The following is a 23,982-nucleotide window of genomic DNA, read 5'->3' on the forward strand; positions in this document are numbered from 1 at the left end:
GGGCAAGAGAAGTCCGACCGTCACGGGGGGCGAGCCGTGCGTCGGGCGGGGGATGCCTCAGTGGGGGCAGGGGAAGCTTCGGGGCGCGGTCTGCTGCTGGTGCCGCGCCACTGCCCGCAGCAGCGCCAGGGCTGTGGCGCGGGCCGGGTCGTGGTCCACCGCGACGCCCCAGACGATCCGGCCGCCGACCATGCACTCCAGGTAGACGGCGGCGTCGTCCTGGTCGGTGCGGTGCACCAGGTGAGCGTGGCGCTCCACCACGTCGACGGTGATGCCGAGGTCGGACAGAGCCGTGACGAGTTTGTCCTCGTCCACGGAGCGGGCCAAGTGAGAGGGGAGCCCGAGAGACTCGCCGGGCCGCCCGTCGGCGAGGCGGTACTCGTGCGCGAAGACCGTCCACAGACGCTCCGGTGTGATCTCGCCGCCGTGCGCATCGGTGTGGCCCTGGACGACACCGGAGAAGTCGATCTGCAGGCGGCGCGGCAGGTCGAGCCCGTGGCACTCCTTCATCAGATAGGCGATCCCGCCCTTGCCCGACTGGCTGTTGACCCGGACTATCGCCTGATAGCTGCGGCCGATGTCATGCGGGTCGAGCGGCAAATACGGCATGTCCCAGGGGAGTTGGTCGACGGGCATCCCCATGCGGGCCGCCTGCGTGCGCTGTGCCTCGAAGCCCTTGCTGATGGCGTCCTGATGGGACCCGGAGAACGAGGTGAACACCAAGTCCCCGCCGTAGGGGTGCCGTTCGGGCACACTCATCTGGTTGCAGTGGCGGTAGGTCCGCTTGACCTCTTCGATGTCGGAGAAGTCGATTTCCGGGTCGATGCCATGGGTGAGCATGTTCAGTCCGAGCGTCACCAGGTCGACGTTGCCGGTGCGCTCGCCCTGGCCGAACAGGCAGCCCTCCACACGGTCCGCGCCGGCCAGCATGGCGAGTTCGGCCGCGGCGACCCCGGTACCCCGGTCGTTGTGCGGATGGGCGGACAGGCAGACGTACTCCCGGCGCGACAACGTCCGGGACATCCACTCGATCTGGTCGGCGTAGACGTTGGGGGTGCTCAGCTCCACGGTCGCCGGCAGATTGAGGATGATCTCGCGGCCTTCTCCCGGCTGCCATACGTCCATCACCGCTTCGCAGATCTCGGCTGAGAACTCCAACTCGGTGCCGGTGAACATCTCCGGCGAGTACTCGAAGCCCAGCATCGTGTCCGAACCGAGGATCCGCTGCGCGTGCTCCATGACGTGGCGGGTTCCGTTCACCGCGATCGAGATCACTTCGTCGCGGCTGGAACGGAAGACGACCTCGCGAAAGCGCGGAGCGGTGGCGTTGTACAGATGGACCGTCGCACGGCGGACACCGACCAGGGACTGCAGCGTGCGCTCGATGAGCTCCTCCCGCGCCTGGGTGAGCACAGAGACAGTGACGTCGTCCGGGATCATCTTGCGCTCGCTGAGCGAGCGCACGAAGTCGAACTCCGTGTGCGACGCGGCCGGGAATCCGACCTCGATCTCCTTGTAGCCCATGCACACCAGCAGGTCGAACATGGTGTGTTTGCGATTGAGCGACATCGGCTCGATCAGCGCCTGGTTGCCGTCACGCAGATCCGTGGAGAGCCAGCGCGGTGCCTTGGACAGGGTGCGCAGCGGCCACCGGCGATTGGCCAGGGGAACCGACGGAGGCGCGCTGTAGCGATGGACCGGCATCCCGGAAGGACGCTGGCGTGCGGTGGCGGATGTGATCGGGGTGGGTGCCAGTACGCCTGGGCCTGACAGATCCATGAGGGACATGGTGAATACCTCTCAGATGATTACGGCCGGTCGGCCGTTGCCAACGCGGTTGCCATCCGGTGCAGCGCCTCGTCGATGACCTGAGGTGACGTGGCGAAGGAGAGCCTGATATGGCCCTCCCCGCCGGGCCCGAAGGCGGAGCCGGGGGTGACAGCGACACCGGCATCGGTGAGCAGCCAGGAGGTGAACTGTTCGCAGCCGCCCCGGGCGGCGCCCCGGATGTCGGGAAAGACGTACAGCGCTCCGTCGGGAGCGGCGCAGTGGATGCCCGGCAGCCGGTTGAGACCGGCGACGATCCGGTCGCGCCGGGCGGCGTACTGCGCCGTCATCTCCTCGATCGGCGCCTGCGGTCCGTTGAGCGCCGCCAGGCCGCCGCGCTGGACGAACGATCCAGCGCATCCCACGCTGTGCTGCTGCACCTTGAGGACCTCGCTGATCACTTCGGCCGGCCCCGAGATGTAGCCGAGGCGCCATCCGGTCATGGCGTAGGCCTTGGAGAAGCCGTTCACCGTCAGGGTGCGGCAGCGGGCATCCGGGAAGGACGCTGGGCTGATGTGCGGACGCCCGCTGTAGTTGATCTTCTCGTAGATCTCGTCTGAGATGATGAACAGGTCACGATCCCGGGCGAATCCGACCAGCGCGTCCACTTCGTCCGCGTCCAGCAGCCGCCCGGTGGGATTGTTGGGCGTGTTGACGAGAACCGCCCTGGTCCGTCCCGTCACCGCCGCCTCGAGTACGGGGCGTGAAAGGCGGAAGCCGTCGTGCGGGCTCAGCTCGGCGAACACCGGCCGGGCGCCCGCGAGATGGGCCATGGAGGCGTAACTCACCCAGCTGGGAGTGGGAACGATGATCTCGTCGCCGGGGTCGAGCACCGTCAGTACGGCGCTGTACAGCGCATGCTTGGCCGAAGGCGTCACGATGATCTCGGTGGACGGGTCGGCCAGGACGCCGTTGTCCTTGGCCAGTTTTCCGGCGACCGCCCCCAGCAGTTCGGGGGTACCGCGACTCGGTGTGTAGTGGGTGAAGCCGTCGTTGATGGCGGCGACGGCCTCCGCGGCGATATGCCCCGGAGTGCCGAAGTCAGGCTCGCCACCGCCGAGATCGAGGATGTCGGCACCTTGAGCGCGCAGTTGCCTGACCTGGTCGAGGACGGCGTAGGTCGCCGATTTCTGGATCCTCGTGAAACGCTCCGCCACTATGGGCATGTGGTTCTCCGCTTCTGTGTCGTGCCGGCGCCCTCTCGCCTGCGCGGGGTCAGTCGGCGACGCGGCCCCGCACCGAGTCGAGCCACTTGTCGGCGTGCCGGTCCGCCGCCGCGTCGTCACGGAACGCGTAGGTCTTCAGGAGCCAGCGCTTGCGGGCCTCGGCCGGGTCGTTGATCTCGATCTTTTCCCGGCTGTGCAGACCGTCCTGGTTGGCCAGCAGGAACAGGTCGCGTTCCAGGATCCGGTGGCGCTGCTTCTCCACCTTGGCCAGCGCGTCCTTCAGAGCGAGGAGCGCGTCCTTGGCCTCCACGGGGCTGCCGGGCGCGGTCGTCGTGCTGGTGTCCAGATAGCGGAAGCTGTGATGGTTCTCCAGGATCGAATGGACCTCGGAGAACGTGAGGCTCTCGTTCTTCTCCTTGGAGAAGACATCGAACGGAGTGATGTAGTACGGCCGACGGAGCATCGCCTGATCGTGCTCCGTCAATTCGTTGAGCATGGCGCGCCCGTCGATGAAGCCCGTGTAGATCAGGTCGTTTCCTGGGCACCTCATGCCGAGCAGGGCAATATAGTCCGCTCGTACGTCGTGGGCGGTTCGGTCGTTGTGGAAGAACAGCTCACTGTCGCTGTACCCGGTGAGCATTCCGCTGTACTTGCGGATGGCGACCACATCCGTGAAGAAATCGCCCCAGTTCCTCGCGTAGGCAAGCAGCGGGTTTCCCGCCAGCTGGGCGAACAGCTCCAGGAGCGCCTCGCCGATGAACGTCCTTTTGGCGACGTGCTTCACCGCGACCGGGTCCTCGTCCCCGAGTTCGGGAAGCTCGGGGTCGATCGGGCAGTTGCGTATGACGTGGGCATCCGACGTGCCGGCTTCTCGCTCCGCGCGGATACGGTTGGCTACGTCCACGAAGAACTGCGGTACCTCCCCCCGTTCGACGAGATCGCGCACGGCCTGGGAGAACGCCTCGTACTCCTCGTAGGGGTTCTTGCCGACCCCGTCGAGGACGCGATACAGCTCCGCGTACTCATCGTTGCTGAGTGTGTAGATCGGCTTCATGACTCCTCTGTCCGATCTCGGGGATGAATTCTGACCTCCCAAACAATCCCCTGCCCCTGGAGTCGTGTCATCGCTCGCCGGTTGAATTTCAGGTGCGGTGGAGAAGTCGGGAGCAGGTGACTCCACCGACGGTGGAAGCGCGTCAACCGGTATCCCGGCAAAAGGATGATCGGCCGCTACAAAGGAATTCCTTGCCAGCCCGTGTGCGGCGCAGGTTTACTTCTGCATCGATGTTCGGGATGGAGTTATGAACTTCGATGATGGGGGATTCATGGGATCAACCCTGGCGCAGAAGATCTGGAATCAGCACGTGGTGCACAGGAGCGCAGGCGGAGACGATCTGCTCTACATCGACCTGCACCTGCTGCACGAGGTGAACACACCGCAGGCGTTCGACGGCCTGCGTGCGGCCGGGCGTCGCGTGCGTCGTCCCGACCTCACGCTGGGTACGGAGGACCACAACACCCCCACCGTCGCCATCGAAAGGGTCATCCGTGATCCCGGCTCGCGCAGGCAGTCGGAGCTGATGCGGTCCAACTGCGCCGAGTTCGGCATCCCGTTGCACCGGCTCGGCGACCCCCGCCAGGGCATCGTCCATGTCATCGGTCCCGAGCTGGGGCTGACGCGCCCTGGCATGACCATCGTGTGCTGCGACTCGCACACCACCACACAGGGCGCGTTCGGCGCGCTGGCCTTCGGTATCGGCACCAGCCAGGTCGAGCACGTCCTGGCGACCCAGACGCTCGCGCTGCACCGGCCCGACGACATGGCCGTGACGATCAACGGCCGCCTCCCTGAGGGCGTCAGCGCCAAGGACCTCATCCTGGCCGTCATCGCCCGGATCGGTACCTCGGGCGGGCAGGGACACATCATCGAGTACCGGGGCGAGGCGGTTTCCGCGCTCTCCATGGAAGGGCGGATGACCCTGTGCAACATGACAGTCGAGGCGGGTTCGCGCGCCGGGGTGGTGGCACCGGACGACACCACCCTTGACTACCTCAGCCGGCGTCCCGGCATGCCGAGCGGGCCTCAGTGGGACGAGGAGGTGGCCCACTGGACGGCGCTGCGCAGCGACCCGGACGCGGTGTTCCACAAGGGAATCGTCCTGGACGCCGACGGGCTGAGCCCCTATGTCTCCTGGGGCACGAACCCGGGACAGAGCATTCCGCTGGATGCCCGGGTGCCCTCGCCGGACGACTTCACGGACCCCCAGCAGCGCTCCGACGCGGCCCGCGCCCTGGAGTACATCGGGCTGCGCCCCGGCACACCGATGCGTGACGTCCCAGTCGACGCGGTGTTCATCGGCTCGTGCACCAACGGCCGGATCGAGGACCTGAGGGCCGCCGCCGACGTGCTGCGCGGCCGCAGGGTGGCCGACGGCGTCCACCTCATCATCGTGCCGGGCTCTGCAGCCGTCCGCGCCCGCGCCGAGGAAGAGGGACTGGCCGAGGTGTTCGCACGGGCCGGCGCCGACTTCCGCGCGGCAGCCGGATGTTCGATGTGCGCCGCGCTCAACGAGGACCGGCTGCGGCCCGGCCAGCGCGCGGCGTCCACCAACAACCGGAACTTCGAAGGAAGGCAGGGCAAAGGGTCGCGCACCCACATCGTCTCCCCGGCTGTCGCGGCGGCAACCTCGGTCGCCGGCCGGCTTGCCGCCCCCAGCGATCTGTAAGGAGCCACACCGTGTACCAGTTCACTGTCCACACAGGGTCGGCCGTACCGCTGCGCCGGAGCAACGTCGACACCGACCAGATCATTCCGGTGCGCTTTCTCAACCGCTCGCAGCGGACCGGGCACGCCGACTCGTTGTTCGCCGACTGGCGCGACGATCCCGCCTTCGTCCTCAACCAGCCGCAGTACCAAGGCGCCACGATCCTGGTCGCAGGCACCGAGTTCGGCACTGGATCCTCCAGGGAGTACGCCGTGTGGGCCCTGCTCGACTACGGTTTCCGGGCTGTCATCGCCCCCCGGTACGGCGACATCTTCAGGGAGAACGCGCTGCAGAACGGGCTGCTGCCGGTGGAACTGCCCACCGGGGCCGTGGAGCAGCTGTGGGACCGGGTGGAGGCCCGCCCCGACATCCCGGTCACCGTCGATCTGCAGCGCCTGTCGGTGCGTTGTGCCGGTCACAGCCACCCCTTCGCCCTGGAGGAGCACGCCCGGCAGCGGCTGCTGGCAGGCGAGGACCGGATCGCGCAGACCCTGCGCCACGCCGAGCGGATCGCCGCCTTCGAGCGCGGCCGCCGTGCCGCGTTGCCGGTGACGACATGAGGTCGTCGTCGATGAAACTCACTCAGTTCTCCGCGCTCATCGCGATCGCGGACTGCGGGGGATTCACCAGGGCGGCCGCGCACATGGGGGTCAGCCAGTCCGCGATCAGCCATGCGATCGCCAAACTCGAGGAAGAACTCGGCTGCGTGCTGCTGGAGCGCGATCGCAACGGCGTACGGCTGACCGTGTGCGGCAGCGAGGTCCTCGAGCACGCCCGGGCCGTGATCACCCACACCGACCGCATCCAGGACATCGCACGCTCGACCAGGGAAGGGCGCCGGGGCACCATCCGGTTCGCGACCAGCCAGAGCTTCGGGCTGCACTTCCTGCCGGGCCTCATCAGCCGCTTCCACCGGCGCCTGCCGAACCAGGAGATCGAACTGCGGGAGGGAACCGACCCGCAGATCGCCCAGTGGCTGCGCCGCCAGGTCGTCGACATCGGCGTGGTCACCCTGCCGAAGGAGGACCTGACCACCTTCCCGCTGTGGAAGGACGAGATGCACCTGCTGGTCGCCGACGGGCACCGCCTGGCCCGCGAAGACACCCCGGTGCCCGTACACAGCCTGGCCCACGAGCGCCTCCTGATGCCGGTGGGAGGGGTGGAGCCAGTGATACGTGCCGTGCTGCGGATCGGGGGCGTCGAGCCGGACGTCGCCCACCGGCTGCGCGATCTCAACTCCCTGCTGGCGATGGTCGCCGAAGGCCTCGGCGTCACGGTGCTGCCCACCTCCTCCATGCTCTCCCTGCCCGCCGGTGTGACGGAGGTCCCGCTGGCCCCCGCGGTCTCCCGGCACGTCGCCCTGGCCACCCGGGTGGGCGTCCGGTCGCCCGCTGCGGTCCACGAGCTGGTCTTCATCGCCCAGGAGCTGGCGGCCGAGGGACCGGGTGCGCGGGACCAAGGGCGCACGGACGGTCGGCCACGGATCAGGCCACCTGGACCACCTGGCGGCGGCCTGCGCGGGCCCTCTGCTGCCGGGCCTGCAGCGCGTCCCGTGCGATCGCATCGGCGTCCCGTGTGAACTCGTTCCAGGGGCCGGGCCGGCTGCTGCCCACCAGGGTGAACCAGCGGGTGTGCTCGGTGGGGACGCCCAGGACGTAGAGACCGGTGTCGGTGCGGCCCGCGTCGTCGACGGGATGGAACGGGCTGCGGGTGACGGCGACCCCACCGGTGGGAAAGGCCTGCGGGCCCCTGCCGTTGACGAACTCGGTCCAGGTACCGCGGGCGAGCAGATTCCGGGTGAGGGCCGCCGGGTCGAGCCCGACATTCGGCTCGGGCGTCCGCGCGTCGATCAGGGTGTCCACCGCGACGGTGGATCCCGCCACCTTCGCCGAGGAGACCATGAACCGGCCCTTGTGGCCCTCGTACGTCGTGAACCGGGAATCAGGACCCACCACCCGCAGCACCCCTGCGGCCCGCAACGCCATCGCCTGACGCACGCGGATCCGCGGCGGACCCGCGGCCAGCATCGCGCTGCGTGGGGCGAACCAGCCGAGGAACTCGTCGCGGTGCGAATCGGGACTCAGCCCGCCGAAATCGACGATCTCCCGTATCACCCATCGGGTATCGCGCATCACGTCGAGCGCGGCCTTCAACGGGTCGGCGTAATTTCCGCGTTCGGCGTGCTCCAGGTCTTTGCGCAGATGAGCGCTCAACGCCTCATCGAATTCCGCGGTGCTGGCGAAGCGGCGTCCGGCGAAGGGCCGGGCCAGCTGCTCGAAGTCCAGCGGAGGCAGGTCAGCCACCCCGAACCCGGCCGCGATCTTGGCCACTTCCGGTACGCCGTCCTCGGCCGCGGCGACCACCTGCCCGGTGAACAGAGCCGCGGCCGCTTCGCCGTCCCGCTCGCGCAGGGCCGTGCGGTAGTACACGAGCTCCACCTCCGCGAGGTTCCACGGGAACACGTCGGTCATGAAACGGATCTGCCCGAAGGGGATACTGCGGCAGATGCGTGCCGGGGTGAAGAGCACGGGCTCGAACGCCAGCGTGGACGGCTTCTGGTTGCGCCCGCGTGCCGGCAGCGGCACACCGCTGCGGGAACCGGCCACCAGGAGCGGCTCCCGGCCACTGGGCAGATACGTCAGGCTGCCGTCGGCGGCCTCGGCGAATCTGCCGCCGCGGCCGACGCTGAGGGCCAGCATCAGATCGTAGAAGGACAGACCGAGCCCGATCGCCCCGACCTTGGAACGGTCCGGGATTTCCTCCAACGGCATTTCGGCCACCGAATCACCCGCGAAATAGCGAAGATGCGGCCTTGCTGCAGCGAACTCGGCGAAGTCCCGGAACTGCCCCACCTGGTCCGGGCGTGCATGCCCGGTCGCCAGAATTACCTTGTCGGCACAGAGATCTGCCCGTCCGGTAAACGAGAGCCGATAACCCCCTCCGTCCATGGGAGCCACGTCCTCCACGCGCGCCTGTATCCGGCGCAGGCTCGCCCCCTCGGGCAGCGTGCGTTCGACGGTGTCGACGACGTATCGCAGATACCTGCCGTGCAGACGGCGGGGGGCGTAACCGTCCTTGCCGGCGAAGCCCGGCTCATGCGCGCTCCACCACGCGGCGAGGGACGGGCCCGAGCCCGGACGCGCCGGGCCGTCGTCCGGCGGCCCGGAGAACATGGTGACCTCCCCGCACACGGTGTTCATCAGGAACCATTCGGGCTGGTCGGAGCGCCACAGTCGCCCGCACCCGACTTCCTCCGCGTCGATGAGGCAGACCTCCACCCGGCGACCGGGCGACTGCGCGACCCGGGCCGCGACGCGCTCCAGCACGGCAACACCGCGAGGGCCGCTCCCCACGATCGCGATCCGGTGTGCCGGTGCGGGCTCCTGCGCCCCCGGCATCGGCCCCGAAATCCATCGCGCATCACGCTGCTCGGTCATCAGATTCCTCGCTTTTCCGAAGTCCAATTCCTTGGCACAGAAAGCTAGAACTGTTTCGACGCGGGCAGCAAGGAATCCGTGTTCATGTATCGATCGACTTTGGTCATTACTGTGGAAGCGATGCCCCGCCTCGCCGAAGCTCTGGGTGAGAGATCCACCGAAGTTCGCCGCGAGGCAAGAGAGGGGAACATTATGGAGCGGTCTCCTGCGCTGATAATGCTGGACATGCTCAACGAGATCGTCCATCCGTGCGGGGCGTACGCCCCGCACGGATACGCCGCGCAGGCGGCACGCCGCCAGGTCCTGGCGCGGGCGGCGACCGCGCTCGCCCGAGCCAGGGCGCGCGGCATCCCGGTGATCCACGTCGTGGTCGGCTTCTCGCCGGACTTCTCCGAGGCGCCGGCGCACTCACCCGTCTTCGCCGCAGCGCGCGAACAGGGCGCACTGGTCATGGACTCATGGGGAACGTGCTTCCACGACGCGGTCAAGCCCGAACCCGGCGAGCCGATCGTCGTGAAACGGCGCGTCAGCCCGTTCTACGGCACGGAGCTCGACCTCGTACTGCGCGCGAGAGGCGTGGACACTTTGCTGCTCGCCGGGGTCTCCACCGACCTCGTGGTGCTGGCCGGGGCGCGGGACGGGCACGACCGTGACTACGCCGTGGAGGTGCTGGCGGATGCCACCGTGTCCGCACGCGACGACCTGCACGACGCCGCACTGCAACTGATCGCGCGTACCGCCTCGGTGGTGACCGTCGACCAGGCGCTGCCGGACCGAACAGAACTGGCACGGACGACCCGTGCCTCCACTTGAGACGAGGGCGCTGGGACGTCTCTCCACTTTGGAGGAACGGACGCCTGCCAGGAGTCGTCCGCCTTCATCGTGGAATTCCTCTGAAGGACGAAGCGCGAACGATGTCCGGCATGAACAATTGGAATGCGCCTTCCGGATGGCCGAAAGGCTCCGGGATTTGAAAATCCACTCGCGTTCCGGGGCAGCCGGACGGGCATCGCCCCTTGGTCGTGTACATACTAGTAGGTACAGTCGATTCATGGATACGAGAGAACGCCTCATCGAAAGCACTCGTGCCCTGCTGTGGGACCGTGGGCTCGACGGCACCAGCCCCAAGGACATCCTCCGAGAGGCCGGTGTCGGCCAGGGCAGCATGTATCACCACTTCCGCGGCAAGCACGACTTGGCCCGAGCCGCTGTCGAGCGCAGTGCGCAGGAACTGCGGACTGCGCTCGACCACCGGCTCGGCGCTCCGGGGCACGCCGTGGAGCGCATCACCGCGTGTCTGCGCCGGCAGCGAGGGGTCCTCAGGGGCTGCCCGCTCGGGGGTCTAACCCAGGACCCGCACGTCATGGGCGACCCCGAACTGCTCCGGCCCATCAAGGAGACGTTCGACTGGCTCCAGCACCGGCTCGCCGCCGTGCTGGCCGAAAGCCAGGCCGACGGCGAACTCGACGCCGAACTCGATCCCGTCGCCACGGCGGCATCGATCGTGGCCGTCATGCAGGGCGGCTATGTCCTGGCACGTGCCGCCCAGGACGAGAGCCGCTTCGACCGAGCAGCCGCGGGCATCCTGCGGCTGCTCGGGAAGGCCGAGACCGGTGCCGGAGCCGACCTGTGAACGTGCGCGACGACCGCCGCGCCCTCGTCCGCCCGGCGACTTGCCGCCCGCAGGCATCGCACTGCGGGACCTGCCATCATCCCTGCCACCCCGGGACCACCTTATGACCAGCAAACAAGCAGAAGCCGTCAGCGCCGAGACCCCTGCGGCCACCCGTGGCACGCAGGCCGCAGTCAGCCACCCCGGGATCGCCTTCACCCTGGCCGTCATCGGCTACTTCATGATCGCGGTCGACATGACCATCGTCAGTGTCGCGATGACGCCGATCAGCCGCGGCCTTCACCTGTCCGCGGCCTCCTTATCCTGGATCACCACGGCCTTCACCCTCACGTACGCGGGAGCCATGATGCTCGGGGGGCGCGTGGTCGACCTGTTCGGGCGACGCAGCTCCTTCGTACTCGGCATCTCCTTGTTCACCGTCGCCTCGCTCGCCGCGGCACTGGCACCCAACGCCGCCGTGCTCATCGCCGCCCGTGCCGCGCAGGGCGTCGGCGCCGCGATCACCACGCCGTGCACCCTCGCGCTCATCCTCGATCTTTTCCCCGAGGGCCCCAGGCGCCAGCGCGCCATGGGCACCTTCCAGGCGGTCATCGGGTCGGGCGCCGGATTCGGCCTCATCCTCGGCGGCCTGCTCACCGACGCTCTTGGCTGGCGGTGGCTGTTCCTCGTCAACGTCCCCGTGGGCGTGACCATCCTGGTCCTTACCCCGCGCTTCCTGCCACGCCCCACCCGGGAGCAGGCCGCCGGACCCCGGCGGTTCGACATGGCGGGTGCGACGACGGTGACACTGGCCCTGGCCCTGCTGATCTACACCCTCTCCGAGACAGCGCACCGCGGCTGGCTGAGCACTCCCACGCTCGGTGGCATCGCGGCTTCCCTGGCCCTGTTCGTCGCCTTCGGCTGGAACGAACACCGCAGCCCTGACCCGCTGCTCCCGCTGCGCATCCCGCGCAACCCCGTCGTCCACACCGCGAACCTGCGGGCCGCCCTGGTCTCCGGCGCGTTTCTGTGCGCTTTGGTCCTCGTCGCACTCGACAACGAACAGGCCCTCGGCCAGTCACCGACCCGCGCCGGTCTGAGCCTGCTGCCGGCTGCCGTGATGATCCTCCCCATGGGCCGGATCGGCCCGAAGCTGGTCGCGCGATTCGGTGTCCGCCGCATGGCGATCGCCGCTCCCGCCGTCATGGCCGCGGGCCTGCTGTGGTTCGCCACCACCCCCTCGACGAGCTTCGTCGGCAGCCGGCTCGGCCCGGACATCCTCATCGGCTGCGGTGCCACCGTCGCCAACCTCGCCAACATGCTCTCCGCGACCAGCAGCGCCAAGCCCACCGAACGCGGTGTGGTCTCAGCCCTGCAGTACACCGCCCAGCAGACCGGAAGCTCCGCCCTGCTGGCGGCGTTCACCGCCATCGCGGCCGCCCACACGACCCACCTGCTCAGCGGACACTCGGGAATCGGCCACACCGCAGCCCTGCACCAGGGCTTCCAGCAGGCCTTCTTCGCCGCAGGAATCGGCGGCCTCGTCGCAGTGCTGCTCGCGCTTCCGCGGCGCCACTTCGCCCGCTGACCCGACCACGGCGCCCGGGCCGGCCGCTCCGCTCCCTCCGGGGCGGCCGGCCCCCGGCCCCGTACAACCAGGCATAGCACGCTCCCCACCCACCACCCCGACCACCACAAGGACCAACCATGTCTTCTTCCCTGATCGAACAGCTCCCCGCTCTCTTCACGGCGTCCGGGGCGGGCCGCATGGCCCTCCAGGACCTCGACTTCCAGCCGCTGGTCACGGACGGCCGGGTGGGTGCCGAGATCCACCGCCTGTACGGCACGCAGGAGACCGGCGCCGACGGCCCCGCGGCGGCGATCGTGCGCTACTTGCCCGGAGCCGAGGCGCAGGCGCACGTGCATCCAGGCTACGAGCTGATCTTCGTTCTCGACGGCGAACTCGAGACCGAGGACGGCACCTACGGGCGCAACAGCCTGCTCGTGATGGAACCTGGCAGCGTCCATGCACCGCGCAGCCCCCGGGGGTTCACCGCCCTGGTCATCTGGGAGCGCCCCGTCCTGCCTGCCTGAGTGGCACCGCGACCCCCGTCCGGGTATGCCACGCAGCCGGCTTCGGCACGACACGAGGAGGCACCATGAGCCCGGCACCGACCGCAGCACCCAGCGAATCCGCCCTCGGTATTCACAACCAGCTGCACCACTTGGGCATCATTCTCGACGGCAACCGCCGTTGGGCGGCGGCACACGGGGCCTCCCTGCACAGCGCCTATCGCCGCGGCGCGCAGAAGTTCGGGGAACTGCTGACGTGGTGCGAACAGGCTGGCGTCCCGCACGTAACGGCGTGGGCCATGTCGGCCGACAACCTTCGGCGCCCCGCCGCGCACACCGCCCCGCTGATGGACGCGGTGCTCGAAGGCCTGCGGCCCATCACCGCGGCCGGGCGCTGGCGACTCCGCCTCATCGGTGAACTCGACCTGCTGCCGCCCCAGCACCGCACCGAGCTGCTTGACCTCGTGGCCACCACGGCCGATGCCCGCGGCGGCCGGGCGAACATCGCGCTCGCCTACGACGGGCGCCTGGAGATCCTCAGTGCCCTGCGCGGCGTCCTGGACGGGAGCACGTCGCACGGTGTGGGCGACGGCGCCCGCGTCGCCCCGGACGTGCTGGCCCGGCACCCGCAGATGGCTCACCGGCTTCCGGCTGAGGACTCACGGAACTGCGGCCAGAGCCTTGAAAACGAACGGAGGTGCTCCTCGCCTCACTTCGGAGAATCTTGAAGTGTGTGGGGAGAGTGGGGAGCGAAGAGCGTGAGTGGCCCTGCTTCGGAAGCAGTTCGTGGGCTCTTCGTTCTAGTGTGTCGCGGTGAACACCAACGCTCTCGTCGGTAGTGAGGTCCGCCTCGTCCCGTTATCCACCGACCATGCCGAAGATCTCTTCCCTGCTGCATCCGACCCCGAGGTATGGCAGTGGATGCCACGGCCTCGTCCCGAGTCTGTGGTGCAGATGCGCGAGATGCTGAGCCAGATGCTCGCGGACCCGGCTCGGCGGTGCTTCGCGGTGCAACGTTGTGACGACGACACAGTGATCGGTTCGACCAGCCTGTATGCCATTGACCTGGATGAGAGCCGTGCCGAAGTCGGTGCGACCTGGTTCGATCGATCTTGTTGGGGAGGCCCCTACAACGCTGAGAGCAAGCTGTTGCTGTTCAGTCATGCCTTCGACGACCTGCACCTCGCCAGGCTCGCTCTACGCACTGACAATCTGAATGTCCGTTCCCAGCACGCTCTGGCCCGTCTGGGCCTGGTCTATGAAGGGACCCTGCGCAGCCATATGCGGCGCCAGGACGGCACCCGCCGCGACTCGCTGTATTACAGCCTGCTCGCAGATGAGTGGCCCACCGTCCGCGAAACGCTGCGCGCCAGGATCGCCGCCAAGACGACCGCTTGATCCGGGACGCTGAGCTTGATCTTTAAGTCTTCAACCGAACGTGCTCTCCGAAAGTGTCAGCCCGTTTCACGGTTTTGCCGACGTCGTGCCTGGTGGCGGGTCGTCTGTTCTTGGACCCGAGGGGCCGACCTGGGCCAGGGGAGGAGGGTCTCGGGGCACGGGCCGGGCATGCCAAGTGCGGGCGGAGGTTCCGAAACCCTCGCCGAACCCGGGCCGGGGTAAGGCGGCCGGGCTCGGCGGGCTTCTCCCAGGGACGCCGGAGGTCCGCGGCGGCAGCGCGGAGGAGCCGGAGTTGGGTGTGAGCGGCGATGATGAGCCAGGTCCAGCGGTCGGCGGCCTCGGGGGTGCGGAGCTTGGGGCGAGTCCAGCCGAGTGTCGTCTTGATCATGCGGAAGGTGTGTTCCAGGTCGAAGCGGCGCAAGAATGCCTGCCAACGGATGTCGACGTCCGTGCCGGTCAGGCCCGTCCTGGAGGACCACAGCCAGACCGGAACGGGGGTGGCGTCACCAGGCAGGTGGTCGACTTCGAGCCGGATCAACGTGCCGTTGAGTACGGGGAGTTCACCGTGGTGGTCGATCCAGGCGGACAGGTGCCGCAACCGTGGATGGATGTGATCCCAGGCCATGGTCCGGGCCAGTCCGTAGCGATCGGTGGCCTGCGCGGTGGCTGCGTCCGGCTCGCCCCAGGTCTGGGGATTGGCCAGGCGGAATTCCGGGCCGTGCTTGGGGATCCTCCCGCCCTGCGGCAGCGCGGTCGTCCGTGTCGCGGGACGACGCATCACGCGGTCCGAGCGTAGTCGTCCCAATACTTCCACGGGCAGATCACCAAGGAGGTAGGCCAGGCGCGGGGCGTCGTAGCCGGCATCGCAGACGATCAGGATGTCTGCATCACCCTCGCGCCACCGCTCCTGAGAGGTCAAGTGCTGTACGACCCTGCGCAGTTGGACGGCGGTGACCTCGGCCACGTCGTCGGCGGGGCCGAGCCGGACGGCATCCAGGAGCTGGCACCACGAGGTCCGCCCGCTCTCCAGCGCGGCGACGAAGGAGTAAGGCCACCCCGGAACAAGCTGGTCCGAGGCGCGCCCGCTGCGGCCGTAGACGTGGCAGAACAGACGCTCCGGACTGCAGGGTGCGTCCGGGCGCAGCCAGTTGGTCACATCCACCGCCAGCACGAGGCGTCCATCCGCGGCCGTGGGCTGCGGCAGCGCAGCGAGCAGTCGGCCGAGCCGGTCAGTGTCGATGCGGCCGCGGTTCAGCGCGTCATACGGCGCAGAGCGTTCTCCCCTGTGTCCGAGACGGTCCCTGGTTGCGCGGGATCCAGCCCTGGTATATGAGGAATATCCGGTACTTCTTCCCGGCTCGCCGCAGAATCTAGAACGATCCGTTCCGCATGCGCTGACGAATAGTGCACCGGTTTTTGTCCCACGCCGAACGCCTACTGCGGTGCAGACCGGGCAGCACGCGAGTGCAGCGGTGGCCCGCACGAGGCGGTTCAGCGCGCTCAGTGGGCGTGCGCCGGCGCGGCGATGAACCGCTCGAGGGCCTGGGCGACGCCGTCCTCGTCGTTGGAGGCTGTACGACAAAGCGCGGTCCGTAGGACGTCCGGGTGGGCGTTGGTCATGGCGTAGGGCGCGCCGACCGCCTTGAGCATGGGGAGGTCGTTGGGCATGTCGCCGAAGGCGGCGATCTCGTCGGCGGTGATGCCGAGCCGGCTGCTCCACGCGAGGAGTGTGGCGGCCTTGGTAACGCCGGGCGCGCTGAACTCCACCAGCGACAAACCCGTGGAGTGGGTCGTCTCGGCACTGCCGCCGGCACTGCGTCGCGCCTGCTCGTAGAAGACGTCGAGGGGCAGCGTGGGGTGGTGGGCGAGGAGCTTGAGTACATGGCGGCCCGGCGCCGGCGTGAGCAGGTCCTCGGCGGGACCGATCAGCTCGACGGCCTCTTCGCCGAACGACCAGTTGGGGTAGTCAGGTTCGTGGCCGTATGCCGTCTCGTATTCCACGGCGAAGGAGACGCCGGGCACGGCATCGCGCAGTCGCGTCACGAGTTCGGTCGCCGTGTCGGACCGTATTGGGGAGATGTGGATCGTGGTTGCGTCCGGCGCGTACAGTGCGGCGCCGTTGGCGGCGATGACGTAGTGCCGTCCGATGGTCTCCAGCAGGGCGGGAACGCACCGTGGTGGGCGGCCGGTGACGAGGGCGATGCGGATGCCGGCCTTGCTCGCCGCGGTCAGGGCGGCCCGGGTGCGCTGGGACAGGCTGCCGTCGCTGTGCAGGAGTGTGCCGTCGAGGTCGGTCGCCACCAGCTTCGGCCGGGGATGCGGCGGGGAGGCTGGAGTCGGCGTTGGCGTCGTTGTCATGGTGCACTTTCCGGACCGGGGGCGGGCTGGTCGAGTGGGCCGGGCGCGGGGCCGCACGGGGCTGGGCGTGGCGCCGCATGGGTCTTTGGGCCTGGTGGCGGAGGATGCGCTCAGTCGGTGTGGCTGGGGCGGCGGGCGAGGAGGCCGGCTGTGGTGAGCAGGGCGAGCAGGACCGCGGTGAACCATGTCATCGCGGTGGTCATGGTGGTGTAGCGGGTGGCGATGCCGATGGCGATGGCGGGCAGGGCGAGGCCGAGGTAGGAGATGAGGAAGAGGCCGGCGAGGGCTTCGCCGCGTTTGGCCGGGGTGGCCATGGCGACGACGGTGCCGACGGCGGATTTGAACAGGACTCCGGCGCCGATGCCGGCCGTGATGCCGGCCACCAGGAACAGGGTGAGGCTGGCGGTGTGCATGCCGACGGCGAGTGCGGTCGCCCCGGCGGCCTGGGCGTACAGGCCGATGTTCCTGCGCAGTGTGGCGTCGAGGCGGCTGGTGAGGGTCTGGGCCGCGGCGGAGGCGCCGAACACGGCGAACACGGTCAGTCCGGTCAGTGCGCGGGAGGGGTGGTGCAGGGTGTGGCCGACGAATCCGGGGGCCAGCGAGGTGAACAGGCCGAAGACCGCGAAGGACGCGAAGCCCGCGGCCGCGGCGGCCACGTATCCGGCTGGGTCGCCGTGGTTGGTGCTGATGCGCTGCGGCCGGTAGGCGGGCCTGACGGACTGCACCTGGACCGTTTCGGGGGTGAGCGCGACCGCGGCGATGCTGATCAGCAGCAGGGCGCCGAAGACGAGGTAGGGCAGGCGCAGGGGGGCGTCGAGGTACTGGGCGAGAAGGCCGGCGATGAGCGGGCCGAAGCCGAGGCCGCCGATGTTGGCCGCGGTGGAGACGATCTCGAAGCGCTGCGGCGAGGCGTCGGGGCGGTGTGCGGTGTGCAGTTCGTGCAGATGCGCGGTGGCGGTCGCGGTGAGCATGCCGACCCCGAGACCGGTGACCAACCGTGCGAGGAGAAGGAGCGGCAGGGATGGCTGGGTGAGGAACAGTGCGGCGGCGACCAGTTCGAGGGTCAGTGCCGTGATCAGGACCTTGCGTCGGCCGATCCAGTCCGAGATGTGCCCGGCGAGCAGCAGGCTGGCCAGGACGCCGAGGGCGTAGACGGCGAACACAATGGTGACGGTGAAGGTGGAGAAGCCGTCGCGTGCCTGGTAGAGGGGGTACAGCGGCGTCGGGACGGTGGAGAACGCCATGGCCGTGACGAACGCCGAGGCGATCAACCAGAACCCGGCCCCGTGCCTGCGGACCGAGTGCCGGGCGGCGATCTGCTGGCCGGGTGCCCGGCGAACGAGCCGGGGGGCGGACAACGACATGGGGGTGCTCCGTTTTCGTGTGTGCTCCGAGTGGTGACGGTGGCCGGCCGGCGTCGCCTGGGACCGACGCCGGCCGTGAAACTCAAGTCGCTGAAGGACGGGTTCGCTGCCCCGGGCCGGACGGCCCGGGGCGGTAGCGGCGGGTTTCAGGCCAGCTGGCCGCGGGCCTGGGCCCACTTGACCTCGGCGCCGGCGCCCTCGGACCCGGTGGCCTCCGCCTGGGCGCGGGCCACGGACTCCATGACGGCGGCGTAGCCGGGGCTGACGCTCGCGTAGATGCCGCCCCAGGCGGCCCAGTCCTCGCGGGCCCAGGTCTTCTGCAGCTCGGCGGCCACGCCGAGGACGTCGATGACCTTGACGCCGGCGCGGCTGAGGCGCTCGATCGAGATCCGCTGTGCCTCGTCGGAGTAGGTGCCGGAGGCGTCGATGACGGCGTACACGTCGTATCCCTCGGCGAGGGCGGCCAGTGCGGGTTCGACGACGCAGACGCTGGTCATGATGCCGGCGACGAGGAGGGTGCGGCGGCCGGTCTGGGCGACGGCACTGCGGAAGCCTTCCACGTCCCAGGCGTTGATCTCGCCGTGGCGCTGGACGTAGGTCGCGTGGGGGGCGTTGTCGAAGACCTCGGGGATCAGCGGGCCGTTGGGGCCCTCGGGGACCGACGCGGTGGCGATCACCGGGGCGCCGGCCAGGGTGGCGGCCTTGGCCAGAACAGCCACGTTGTTGCGCAGCTCGTGGACGTTGGTGTGGTTGACGATCTGCAGCAGGCCGCTCTGGTGGTCCACCAGCAGAACCGCGGCGTCCGCGGCGTCGATGAGGCCGTTGTTCGACATGACGTCTCCTTGCTTCAAGGGCGGGCATCCGGCACCGGGCCGGATTCCCTCGTTCACCGGCAGCTCCCTCGCTGCCGACGACCTCTTCAACCTCGCGCCACAGCCACCGCTTCCCACGCGAAGGAGATGGTTGGAGATGACGGTAATCTTTGCCATAGATAGCCTGGACCGAGCGGGTACGGGAACTGGACCAGGCGGGTGCGGAAGAGGCACGGAGGCGGAATGGATCTTCGGCAGATGGAGGTCGTCGTCGCGGTCGCCGAGGAAGGCGGCTTCAGCGCGGCGGCACGACGCCTGCACGTGGTGCAGTCCGCGGTCTCCACCACGGTGCGCACCCTTGAGCGCGAACTCGGCGCACCGCTTTTCCACCGGACCACCCACCGGGTGTCCCTCACCCCGGCCGGCCAGGCATTCCTCCCCGCCGCCCGCGCCGCACTGCGGGCCACCGAGGAAGCCCGCGCCGCCGTCGACCTCGTCAAAGGAGAGCTGAGGGGAGAGATCACGATCGGTGTCATGCAGGGCCTGTACACGGGCCTCGCCCTGGCGCTGGCCGCCTTCCGTCACCAGCATCCGCAGGTGACGGTCAGGCTCCGCCAGGCGTCGGCCGACGACCTCCTGCAGGCACTGCGCGACGGCACCACGGACGTGGCCGTCGTGGCACTGGACCGTCCTCAGCAGCGAGGACTGACCGCACGCGTGCTGAAGGAGGAGGAGATGGTCCTGATCACGGCGTCGAGCCGTGCCATGGAAGGCGAGCGACCGGTCACCCTCGCCGAGGTCGCGGGACTGCCACTGGTGGAATTCCCCGTCGGCTGGGCGATCCGGCACTCGGTCGACCGGGCCTTCCGCGCGGCCCTCGTCGACCGCACGGCGACCTTCGAGGTCAACGACGTTCTGGGCGCCACCGACCTGGTCCGCCAGGACCTCGGCGTGTGCATCATGCCGGAATCCCTGGCCGCCCGCTTTCCCGACCTGACGGCACACCGGTTCGCCCAGAACGCACCGACCTGGAAGGTGATGGTGGTGCACCCTCGCGGGCAGGTGTCTCCGGCCGTCACCGCGCTGCTGGGCCACATCAAGTAGGCAGTGGCACGGCACCCGGCAGGCCGAACACGTCGGGCACGTCTCCGTAGATCCGCGAGCTTCCTCGGGAGACGCCGACGTTGCCCGCGCCCGTGATCGCGGAACGGACCGGCCGGCAGCGCGGGAGGATGACCAGCCTGAAGGAGTGGGTGCGCCCAGCCGTACCCACTCCGCCGCAGGGAATAACGCCCCGCACGCGTGAGCGATGCGTGAGCGGACGGCGCGGGACGAGCCATCACACTCTGGTCCTCACCCCCATGCCGCGAGGCCCTGATCAGGCAGAACAACGCCACGCGGCACAGTCACGTACCGCCCGGCAAGGATTCGATCCCGCAGGTACCGGACCATGCCGGACTTGTTCTCCCGCTTCGTCGTCTTCACGTACACGACTCCAGACCCTACGAGCTCGTCCCAGGCCAGCGCGGGCGAATCCAGAACATCGCGTCTCTAGGCACTTTCCGATCGTGGAGCAGCCTTCAGCCCCTTGGCCTGCACCTTCGGCCTCAACGAGCCTCGAGAACCCTCGAATTACGTCGAACCCAGGGTGGGTTTGGCCGGGAGGGGGAGTGTCATGAATTAGGCCCTGTCTCACATTCGGTGGTGACGGAGAGTCGTCAGGGTCGTTGACCTTCATGTGATAGGTGTCAACGAGCTTGTGCAGACAGTGTTTTCGGGTCTGTTCCCACTGGTCATGGAGGATGTTGCCGACGAGGGTGAGCGGATCGTGGTGCGGGCCCGGACGCCGCTGGACACCGCGGTCTGCCCGGTGTGCGGGGCCTCGTCGGGGCGGGTGCATGGCTATCACTGGCGGACGGTGGCCGATGTTCCGGTCGACGGACGACGGGTGGTGGTCCGTGTGCGGGTGCGGCGTCTGGTGTGTCCCACGCGGGGCTGCCGCCACACCTTCCGCGAACAGGTGCCCGGGTGCTGGAGCGATACCAGTGACGCACCGCTCGTCTGACCAGGCAGGTCAAGGCCGTGGTCAAAGAGTTAGCGGGCCGGGCGGGATCACGTTTGCTGGCGATACTCGCGGTGGTCCTGTCCCGTCACACGGCCCTGCGCACCCTGCTGCGCATCCCGTTGCCCACCGGGCGGGTGCCCCGTGTGATCGGCGTCGACGACTTCGCCCTGCGCCGGCGGCACCGTTATGCCACCGTGGTGATCGACGCCGAAACCCATGAGCGGATCGACGTACTGCCCGACCGCACGGCCGACACGCTGGAAGCCTGGCTGCGCGAGCATCCGGGCATCGAGGTCGTGTGCCGCGACGGCTCAGCCACATACGCCGAGGCCATCCGCCGTGCTCTGCCTGACGCGGTTCAAGTCGGTGATCGCTGGCACTTATGGAAGAACCTGTGCGAAGCCGCCCTGAGTGAGGTGAAGGCACATAGTGCCTGCTGGGCCACCGTACTGGACGCGCCGATCTACGACGGGCCCCGCGCCCAGACCACCCTCGAACGCTGGCATCAGGTTCATGGCCTGCTCGAGAAGGGCGTGGGCCTGCTCGAATGCGCCCGCCGCCTGCAACTGGCCCTGAACACCGTCAAACGCTACGCCCGAGCAGACCGGCCCGAGCGCATGCTCCGCGTCCCCAAGTACCGTGCCGGCCTGGTCGATCCCTACCGTGAGCACCTGCGCAAACGCCGAAGTGAAGATCCCGGCGTCCCCGTCCAGCACCTCTTCGAAGAGATCAAGACCCTCGGTTTCACGGGCTGCCTGAACCTTCTGCACAAGTACATCAACCAAGGCCGCGCGGACGCCGACCGCAGCCATATCTCGCCACGCCGGCTCGCCCGGATGCTGCTGACCAGACCCGACAACCTCAAGCCCGAGCAGCACGGGCTCCTGGCCAAGCTCACCGCCGCCTGCCCCGAGATGACCCAACTGGCCGCAGGTGTCAGAGACTTCGCCCGGCTCCTTACGCCCCATACCGCCAACGCCGATGCGCTCACGCACTGGATCGCCCAAGTCCGAACAGCCGACCTGCCCCACCTACACGCCTTCACCCGGGGCCTGGACCGGGATATCGACGCCGTGATCGCCGGGCTCACGCTTCCGTACAGCAACGGCCCTACCGAGGGCGTCAACACCAAGACCAAACGGATCGCGCGCCAGATGCACGGACGAGCAGGCTTCACCCTGCTCCGGCACCGCATCCTCCTCGGATAACAGCACGCTCCATCACCACCGAATGTGAGACAGGGCCGTTAGATTTACACTCCCCAGACTGACGGGGGCGAGGGGCCCGCCGGTGCGCTGACCAGCGACGAGCGCGAGGAGCTTCGGCGCCTGCGCCGCGAGCTAGCCGAGGCCAGGAAGGCGAACGAGATCTTGGTAAAAGCCGCGACCTTCTTCGCGAAGGAGATCGTGAAGTAGGCACTGTGTGTCTCTTCATCGATGCGGAGAAGGCCACCGAGGCGAACCCCGATGACTACAGCGTCGCGCGGCTGTGCCGTGTCCTGGGCATCAACCGCTCCACCTACTATTCGTGGCTCGCCGCGCGGCCGGCCGTCGCCGAACGGCGGTGCGCCGATGACGAGTTGGCCGGTCGTATTCGCGAGATCCACGCCGCTTCTCGTGGCGCGTACGGAGTCCCGCGGGTGCACGCCGAGCTGCGGCGGAAGGGCCACGGCATCAACCGGAAGAGGGTCGAGCGGATCATGCGCGAGCGCGACATTCGCGGGATCACCCGCCGTCGGCGCCGCCACCTGACGAAGCAGGACGTCAAGGCCGCCCCGGCCCCGGACCTGGTCGGCCGCGACTTCACCGCCAAGAAGCCCGGCACGAAACTGGTCGGCGACATCACCTATCTGCCGACGATCGAGGGCTGGTGGTACCTGGCGACCGTCATCGACCTGGCGACACGCGAGGTGATCGGATACGCGATGGCCGACCATCACCGCGCCGAACTGGTCACCGACGCCCTGCGCATGGCCGCCGGACGTGGCGACCTTCAGCCCGGCTGCATCATGCACACCGATCGCGGCAGCGAGTAAACAAGCAGCGAATTCCGATGCGGGATAAGGAAGTTGAACCTGCAGCAGAGCATTGGAAGAACCGCCATATGCTATGATAACGCCGCAGTCGAGAGCTTCTTCGGCCTGCTGAAGGCCGAGATCGGCACTGCCGTATGGGAAAGCCGCGAGGCGGCCCGCGCCGACGTCTTCCGTTTCATCGAGGTCGAGTACAACCGCACCAGGCTCCGCAAGCACCCCGAGTTCGGGTACCTCACCCCACTCGAAACCCGAGCCAGGCTGCAACAAAACTTCACCCCCGCAGCGTAAGCACCAGCTGTCCAAGATCAGGGGGGAACTTCAAAGAGATCCGAGACGACGTCGGACAGTTTGATCTGCGCGTCCTGCAGGGCCTTGTCCACCCGGTGCTTGTGGCGGGTGCGTTCCTGGACGAACACGGTGCGGGTGCGGGTGAAGTCCCGCAGCTGCCGGACCGCTTTCGGTGGCACGAACGAGGCCCGGACCATGCCGCGTTCGGCGAGCTTGGCCAGCCAGACCGCGTCCAGCTTGTCGGTCTTCGGGCGTCCGGGGACGTTCTTCACATCGCGCGCGTTGACGAGCCAGCAGTCCAGTCCGCGGGCCTCCAGCAGGTAGAAGAACGGACGCCAGTACGAGCCCGTCGCTTCCATGACGACCCGCTCGACGCCCTGGCAGACCAGTCGGTCACCGAGTTCCAGGATCGCGTTGGTGGTCGAGGCGACGTTCCAGACCTGTTGGACGCGCCGGCCCTCGATGGTGTCGTGCGGGACGCGCAGGCAGACCATCCCGGATGCCTTGGCGATGTTGATCGCCGCGGCCCGCGCGACCGTCCCGTCGTCGTGGTCTTCTCTCAACTCCTCCATCAGGTGCCCCCTGTTGTGCTGGTTCGGGCAGGGGCTGCCCGGGGAGCCTGAGGGGGCCGGAGAAGCTGATCGGCGTGCTCAAGGCGACAGTGTGCGGCCCCTCGGGCGGCTCCCTCACCAGACTCCTATGCGGGCTCACGGCCCAAACATCAAGCGGCGTCGGCGGACAGCCCCTGTACCGATTTTCACGCCCGCGAGGCGTCACCGCAG

General features: G+C 68.5%; 19 protein-coding genes and 3 pseudogenes. 13 read left to right on the top strand and 9 right to left on the bottom strand.

Translation table 11 applies throughout. The features are described from left to right. Positions 1–57: 57 nt before the first annotated feature. From leuA to EDD90_RS52810, 3 genes are read right to left on the bottom strand one after another with little or no spacing between them, the layout of a single operon-like run. Positions 58–1,779 carry a 2-isopropylmalate synthase gene (gene leuA / locus EDD90_RS52800; protein WP_123980589.1) on the bottom strand — a complete coding sequence of 574 codons (1,722 nt, stop codon included), beginning with the start codon at positions 1,777–1,779 and terminating at the stop codon, positions 58–60. 29 nt (positions 1,780–1,808) lie between these two features. Next, positions 1,809–2,993 (bottom strand): pyridoxal phosphate-dependent aminotransferase, encoded by a 1,185-nt coding sequence (locus EDD90_RS52805; RefSeq protein ID WP_123980592.1) that lies wholly within the window; start codon positions 2,991–2,993, stop codon positions 1,809–1,811. A 49-nt stretch (positions 2,994–3,042) separates the two neighbouring features. Further along, the gene (locus tag EDD90_RS52810) at positions 3,043–4,047 is read right to left on the bottom strand and encodes a TauD/TfdA family dioxygenase (RefSeq protein WP_123980594.1); all 1,005 of its coding nucleotides are present in this window, start codon (positions 4,045–4,047) and stop codon (positions 3,043–3,045) included. A gap of 271 nt (positions 4,048–4,318) precedes the next feature. On the opposite strand from EDD90_RS52810, the gene leuC reads away from it, so the two are divergent. Genes leuC through EDD90_RS52825 form a run of 3 tightly spaced genes read left to right on the top strand, consistent with a single transcriptional unit; the run spans position 4,319 to position 7,337 of the window. Next, positions 4,319–5,719 (top strand): 3-isopropylmalate dehydratase large subunit, encoded by a 1,401-nt coding sequence (leuC, locus tag EDD90_RS52815; protein WP_123980596.1) that lies wholly within the window; start codon positions 4,319–4,321, stop codon positions 5,717–5,719. An 11-nt stretch (positions 5,720–5,730) separates the two neighbouring features. After that, a complete protein-coding gene (gene leuD, locus EDD90_RS52820; RefSeq protein WP_123980598.1) occupies positions 5,731–6,318 on the top strand; it encodes a 3-isopropylmalate dehydratase small subunit in 588 nt (195 codons plus the stop codon). Positions 6,319–6,329: 11 nt separating this feature from the next. Next, on the top strand, positions 6,330–7,337 hold the full coding sequence (locus EDD90_RS52825) for a LysR family transcriptional regulator (RefSeq protein ID WP_185149553.1): 1,008 nt from the start codon (positions 6,330–6,332) through the stop codon (positions 7,335–7,337). Here the strand turns inward: EDD90_RS52825 and EDD90_RS52830 are convergent. Further along, positions 7,243–9,441: an FAD/NAD(P)-binding protein gene (locus EDD90_RS52830; RefSeq protein ID WP_123980603.1), complete on the bottom strand. Its 2,199-nt coding sequence runs from the start codon at positions 9,439–9,441 to the stop codon at positions 7,243–7,245. The two genes, EDD90_RS52825 and EDD90_RS52830, sit on opposite strands and share 95 nt — an antisense overlap. On the opposite strand from EDD90_RS52830, the gene EDD90_RS52835 reads away from it, so the two are divergent. The 6 genes from EDD90_RS52835 (at position 9,421) to EDD90_RS52860 (ending at position 14,278) form a co-directional block, all read left to right on the top strand. Beyond that, a complete protein-coding gene (locus EDD90_RS52835; RefSeq protein WP_185149554.1) occupies positions 9,421–10,008 on the top strand; it encodes a cysteine hydrolase family protein in 588 nt (195 codons plus the stop codon). The genes EDD90_RS52830 and EDD90_RS52835 overlap by 21 nt on opposite strands. Positions 10,009–10,246: 238 nt before the next feature. Beyond that, positions 10,247–10,828, top strand: coding sequence for a TetR/AcrR family transcriptional regulator (locus tag EDD90_RS52840; protein ID WP_123980606.1), 582 nt, complete (start codon positions 10,247–10,249; stop codon positions 10,826–10,828). Positions 10,829–10,931: 103 nt separating this feature from the next. Continuing rightward, positions 10,932–12,395, top strand: a complete 1,464-nt coding sequence (locus tag EDD90_RS52845; RefSeq protein WP_185149555.1) for an MFS transporter — start codon at positions 10,932–10,934, stop codon at positions 12,393–12,395. 119 nt (positions 12,396–12,514) lie between these two features. Next, positions 12,515–12,901, top strand: coding sequence for a cupin domain-containing protein (locus tag EDD90_RS52850; protein WP_123980610.1), 387 nt, complete (start codon positions 12,515–12,517; stop codon positions 12,899–12,901). Between the two features lie 65 nt (positions 12,902–12,966). Continuing rightward, positions 12,967–13,608: an undecaprenyl diphosphate synthase family protein gene (locus tag EDD90_RS52855; RefSeq protein WP_123980612.1), complete on the top strand. Its 642-nt coding sequence runs from the start codon at positions 12,967–12,969 to the stop codon at positions 13,606–13,608. A gap of 85 nt (positions 13,609–13,693) precedes the next feature. After that, on the top strand, positions 13,694–14,278 hold the full coding sequence (locus EDD90_RS52860; protein WP_123980614.1) for a GNAT family N-acetyltransferase: 585 nt from the start codon (positions 13,694–13,696) through the stop codon (positions 14,276–14,278). A gap of 22 nt (positions 14,279–14,300) precedes the next feature. Here the strand turns inward: EDD90_RS52860 and EDD90_RS52865 are convergent. The 4 genes and pseudogenes from EDD90_RS52865 to EDD90_RS52880 form a co-directional block, all read right to left on the bottom strand. Next, positions 14,301–15,566 (bottom strand): annotated as a pseudogene (locus EDD90_RS52865) (NF041680 family putative transposase); the annotation flags it as partial. Between the two features lie 212 nt (positions 15,567–15,778). After that, positions 15,779–16,636: a Cof-type HAD-IIB family hydrolase gene (locus tag EDD90_RS52870; protein WP_123980616.1), complete on the bottom strand. Its 858-nt coding sequence runs from the start codon at positions 16,634–16,636 to the stop codon at positions 15,779–15,781. 110 nt (positions 16,637–16,746) lie between these two features. After that, positions 16,747–18,000 (bottom strand): MFS transporter, encoded by a 1,254-nt coding sequence (locus EDD90_RS52875; RefSeq protein WP_123980618.1) that lies wholly within the window; start codon positions 17,998–18,000, stop codon positions 16,747–16,749. Positions 18,001–18,146: 146 nt separating this feature from the next. Next, positions 18,147–18,833: an isochorismatase family protein gene (locus tag EDD90_RS52880; protein WP_123980620.1), complete on the bottom strand. Its 687-nt coding sequence runs from the start codon at positions 18,831–18,833 to the stop codon at positions 18,147–18,149. A 222-nt stretch (positions 18,834–19,055) separates the two neighbouring features. Between EDD90_RS52880 and EDD90_RS52885 the strand changes: the two genes are divergently transcribed. From EDD90_RS52885 to EDD90_RS52900, 4 genes and pseudogenes are all read left to right on the top strand, one after another. Next, positions 19,056–19,916: a LysR family transcriptional regulator gene (locus tag EDD90_RS52885; RefSeq protein WP_123980621.1), complete on the top strand. Its 861-nt coding sequence runs from the start codon at positions 19,056–19,058 to the stop codon at positions 19,914–19,916. Between the two features lie 691 nt (positions 19,917–20,607). Further along, positions 20,608–22,085, top strand: a pseudogene (locus tag EDD90_RS52890) (ISL3 family transposase). A 164-nt stretch (positions 22,086–22,249) separates the two neighbouring features. Next, positions 22,250–22,912 (top strand): annotated as a pseudogene (locus tag EDD90_RS52895) (IS3 family transposase); the annotation flags it as partial. Positions 22,913–22,945: 33 nt separating this feature from the next. Next, a complete protein-coding gene (locus EDD90_RS52900; protein ID WP_185149556.1) occupies positions 22,946–23,200 on the top strand; it encodes an IS3 family transposase in 255 nt (84 codons plus the stop codon). 17 nt (positions 23,201–23,217) lie between these two features. Here the strand turns inward: EDD90_RS52900 and EDD90_RS52905 are convergent, their stop codons facing one another. Further along, positions 23,218–23,772: a transposase gene (locus EDD90_RS52905; RefSeq protein WP_123980627.1), complete on the bottom strand. Its 555-nt coding sequence runs from the start codon at positions 23,770–23,772 to the stop codon at positions 23,218–23,220. Positions 23,773–23,982: the final 210 nt, after the last annotated feature.

Source organism: Streptomyces sp. Ag109_O5-1, from assembly GCF_003814875.1.
GTDB classification, from domain to species: domain Bacteria; phylum Actinomycetota; class Actinomycetes; order Streptomycetales; family Streptomycetaceae; genus Streptomyces; species Streptomyces sasae.

Excerpts from the sequence above, each read along its gene's own strand:
- leuA (WP_123980589.1), bottom strand. The coding sequence starts at position 1,779 with ATGGATCTGTCAGGCCCAGGCGTACTGGCACCCACCCCGATCACATCC.
- EDD90_RS52830 (WP_123980603.1), bottom strand. The coding sequence starts at position 9,441 with ATGGACGATCTCGTTGAGCATGTCCAGCATTATCAGCGCAGGAGACCG.
- EDD90_RS52850 (WP_123980610.1), top strand. The coding sequence starts at position 12,515 with ATGTCTTCTTCCCTGATCGAACAGCTCCCCGCTCTCTTCACGGCGTCC.
- EDD90_RS52880 (WP_123980620.1), bottom strand. The coding sequence starts at position 18,833 with ATGTCGAACAACGGCCTCATCGACGCCGCGGACGCCGCGGTTCTGCTG.
- EDD90_RS52835 (WP_185149554.1), top strand. The coding sequence starts at position 9,421 with ATGCTCAACGAGATCGTCCATCCGTGCGGGGCGTACGCCCCGCACGGA.
- EDD90_RS52855 (WP_123980612.1), top strand. The coding sequence starts at position 12,967 with ATGAGCCCGGCACCGACCGCAGCACCCAGCGAATCCGCCCTCGGTATT.
- EDD90_RS52875 (WP_123980618.1), bottom strand. The coding sequence starts at position 18,000 with ATGTCGTTGTCCGCCCCCCGGCTCGTTCGCCGGGCACCCGGCCAGCAG.
- EDD90_RS52810 (WP_123980594.1), bottom strand. The coding sequence starts at position 4,047 with ATGAAGCCGATCTACACACTCAGCAACGATGAGTACGCGGAGCTGTAT.
- EDD90_RS52845 (WP_185149555.1), top strand. The coding sequence starts at position 10,932 with ATGACCAGCAAACAAGCAGAAGCCGTCAGCGCCGAGACCCCTGCGGCC.
- EDD90_RS52870 (WP_123980616.1), bottom strand. The coding sequence starts at position 16,636 with ATGACAACGACGCCAACGCCGACTCCAGCCTCCCCGCCGCATCCCCGG.
- leuC (WP_123980596.1), top strand. The coding sequence starts at position 4,319 with ATGGGATCAACCCTGGCGCAGAAGATCTGGAATCAGCACGTGGTGCAC.
- EDD90_RS52840 (WP_123980606.1), top strand. The coding sequence starts at position 10,247 with ATGGATACGAGAGAACGCCTCATCGAAAGCACTCGTGCCCTGCTGTGG.
- EDD90_RS52825 (WP_185149553.1), top strand. The coding sequence starts at position 6,330 with ATGAAACTCACTCAGTTCTCCGCGCTCATCGCGATCGCGGACTGCGGG.
- EDD90_RS52905 (WP_123980627.1), bottom strand. The coding sequence starts at position 23,772 with ATGGAGGAGTTGAGAGAAGACCACGACGACGGGACGGTCGCGCGGGCC.
- EDD90_RS52885 (WP_123980621.1), top strand. The coding sequence starts at position 19,056 with ATGGATCTTCGGCAGATGGAGGTCGTCGTCGCGGTCGCCGAGGAAGGC.
- EDD90_RS52805 (WP_123980592.1), bottom strand. The coding sequence starts at position 2,993 with ATGCCCATAGTGGCGGAGCGTTTCACGAGGATCCAGAAATCGGCGACC.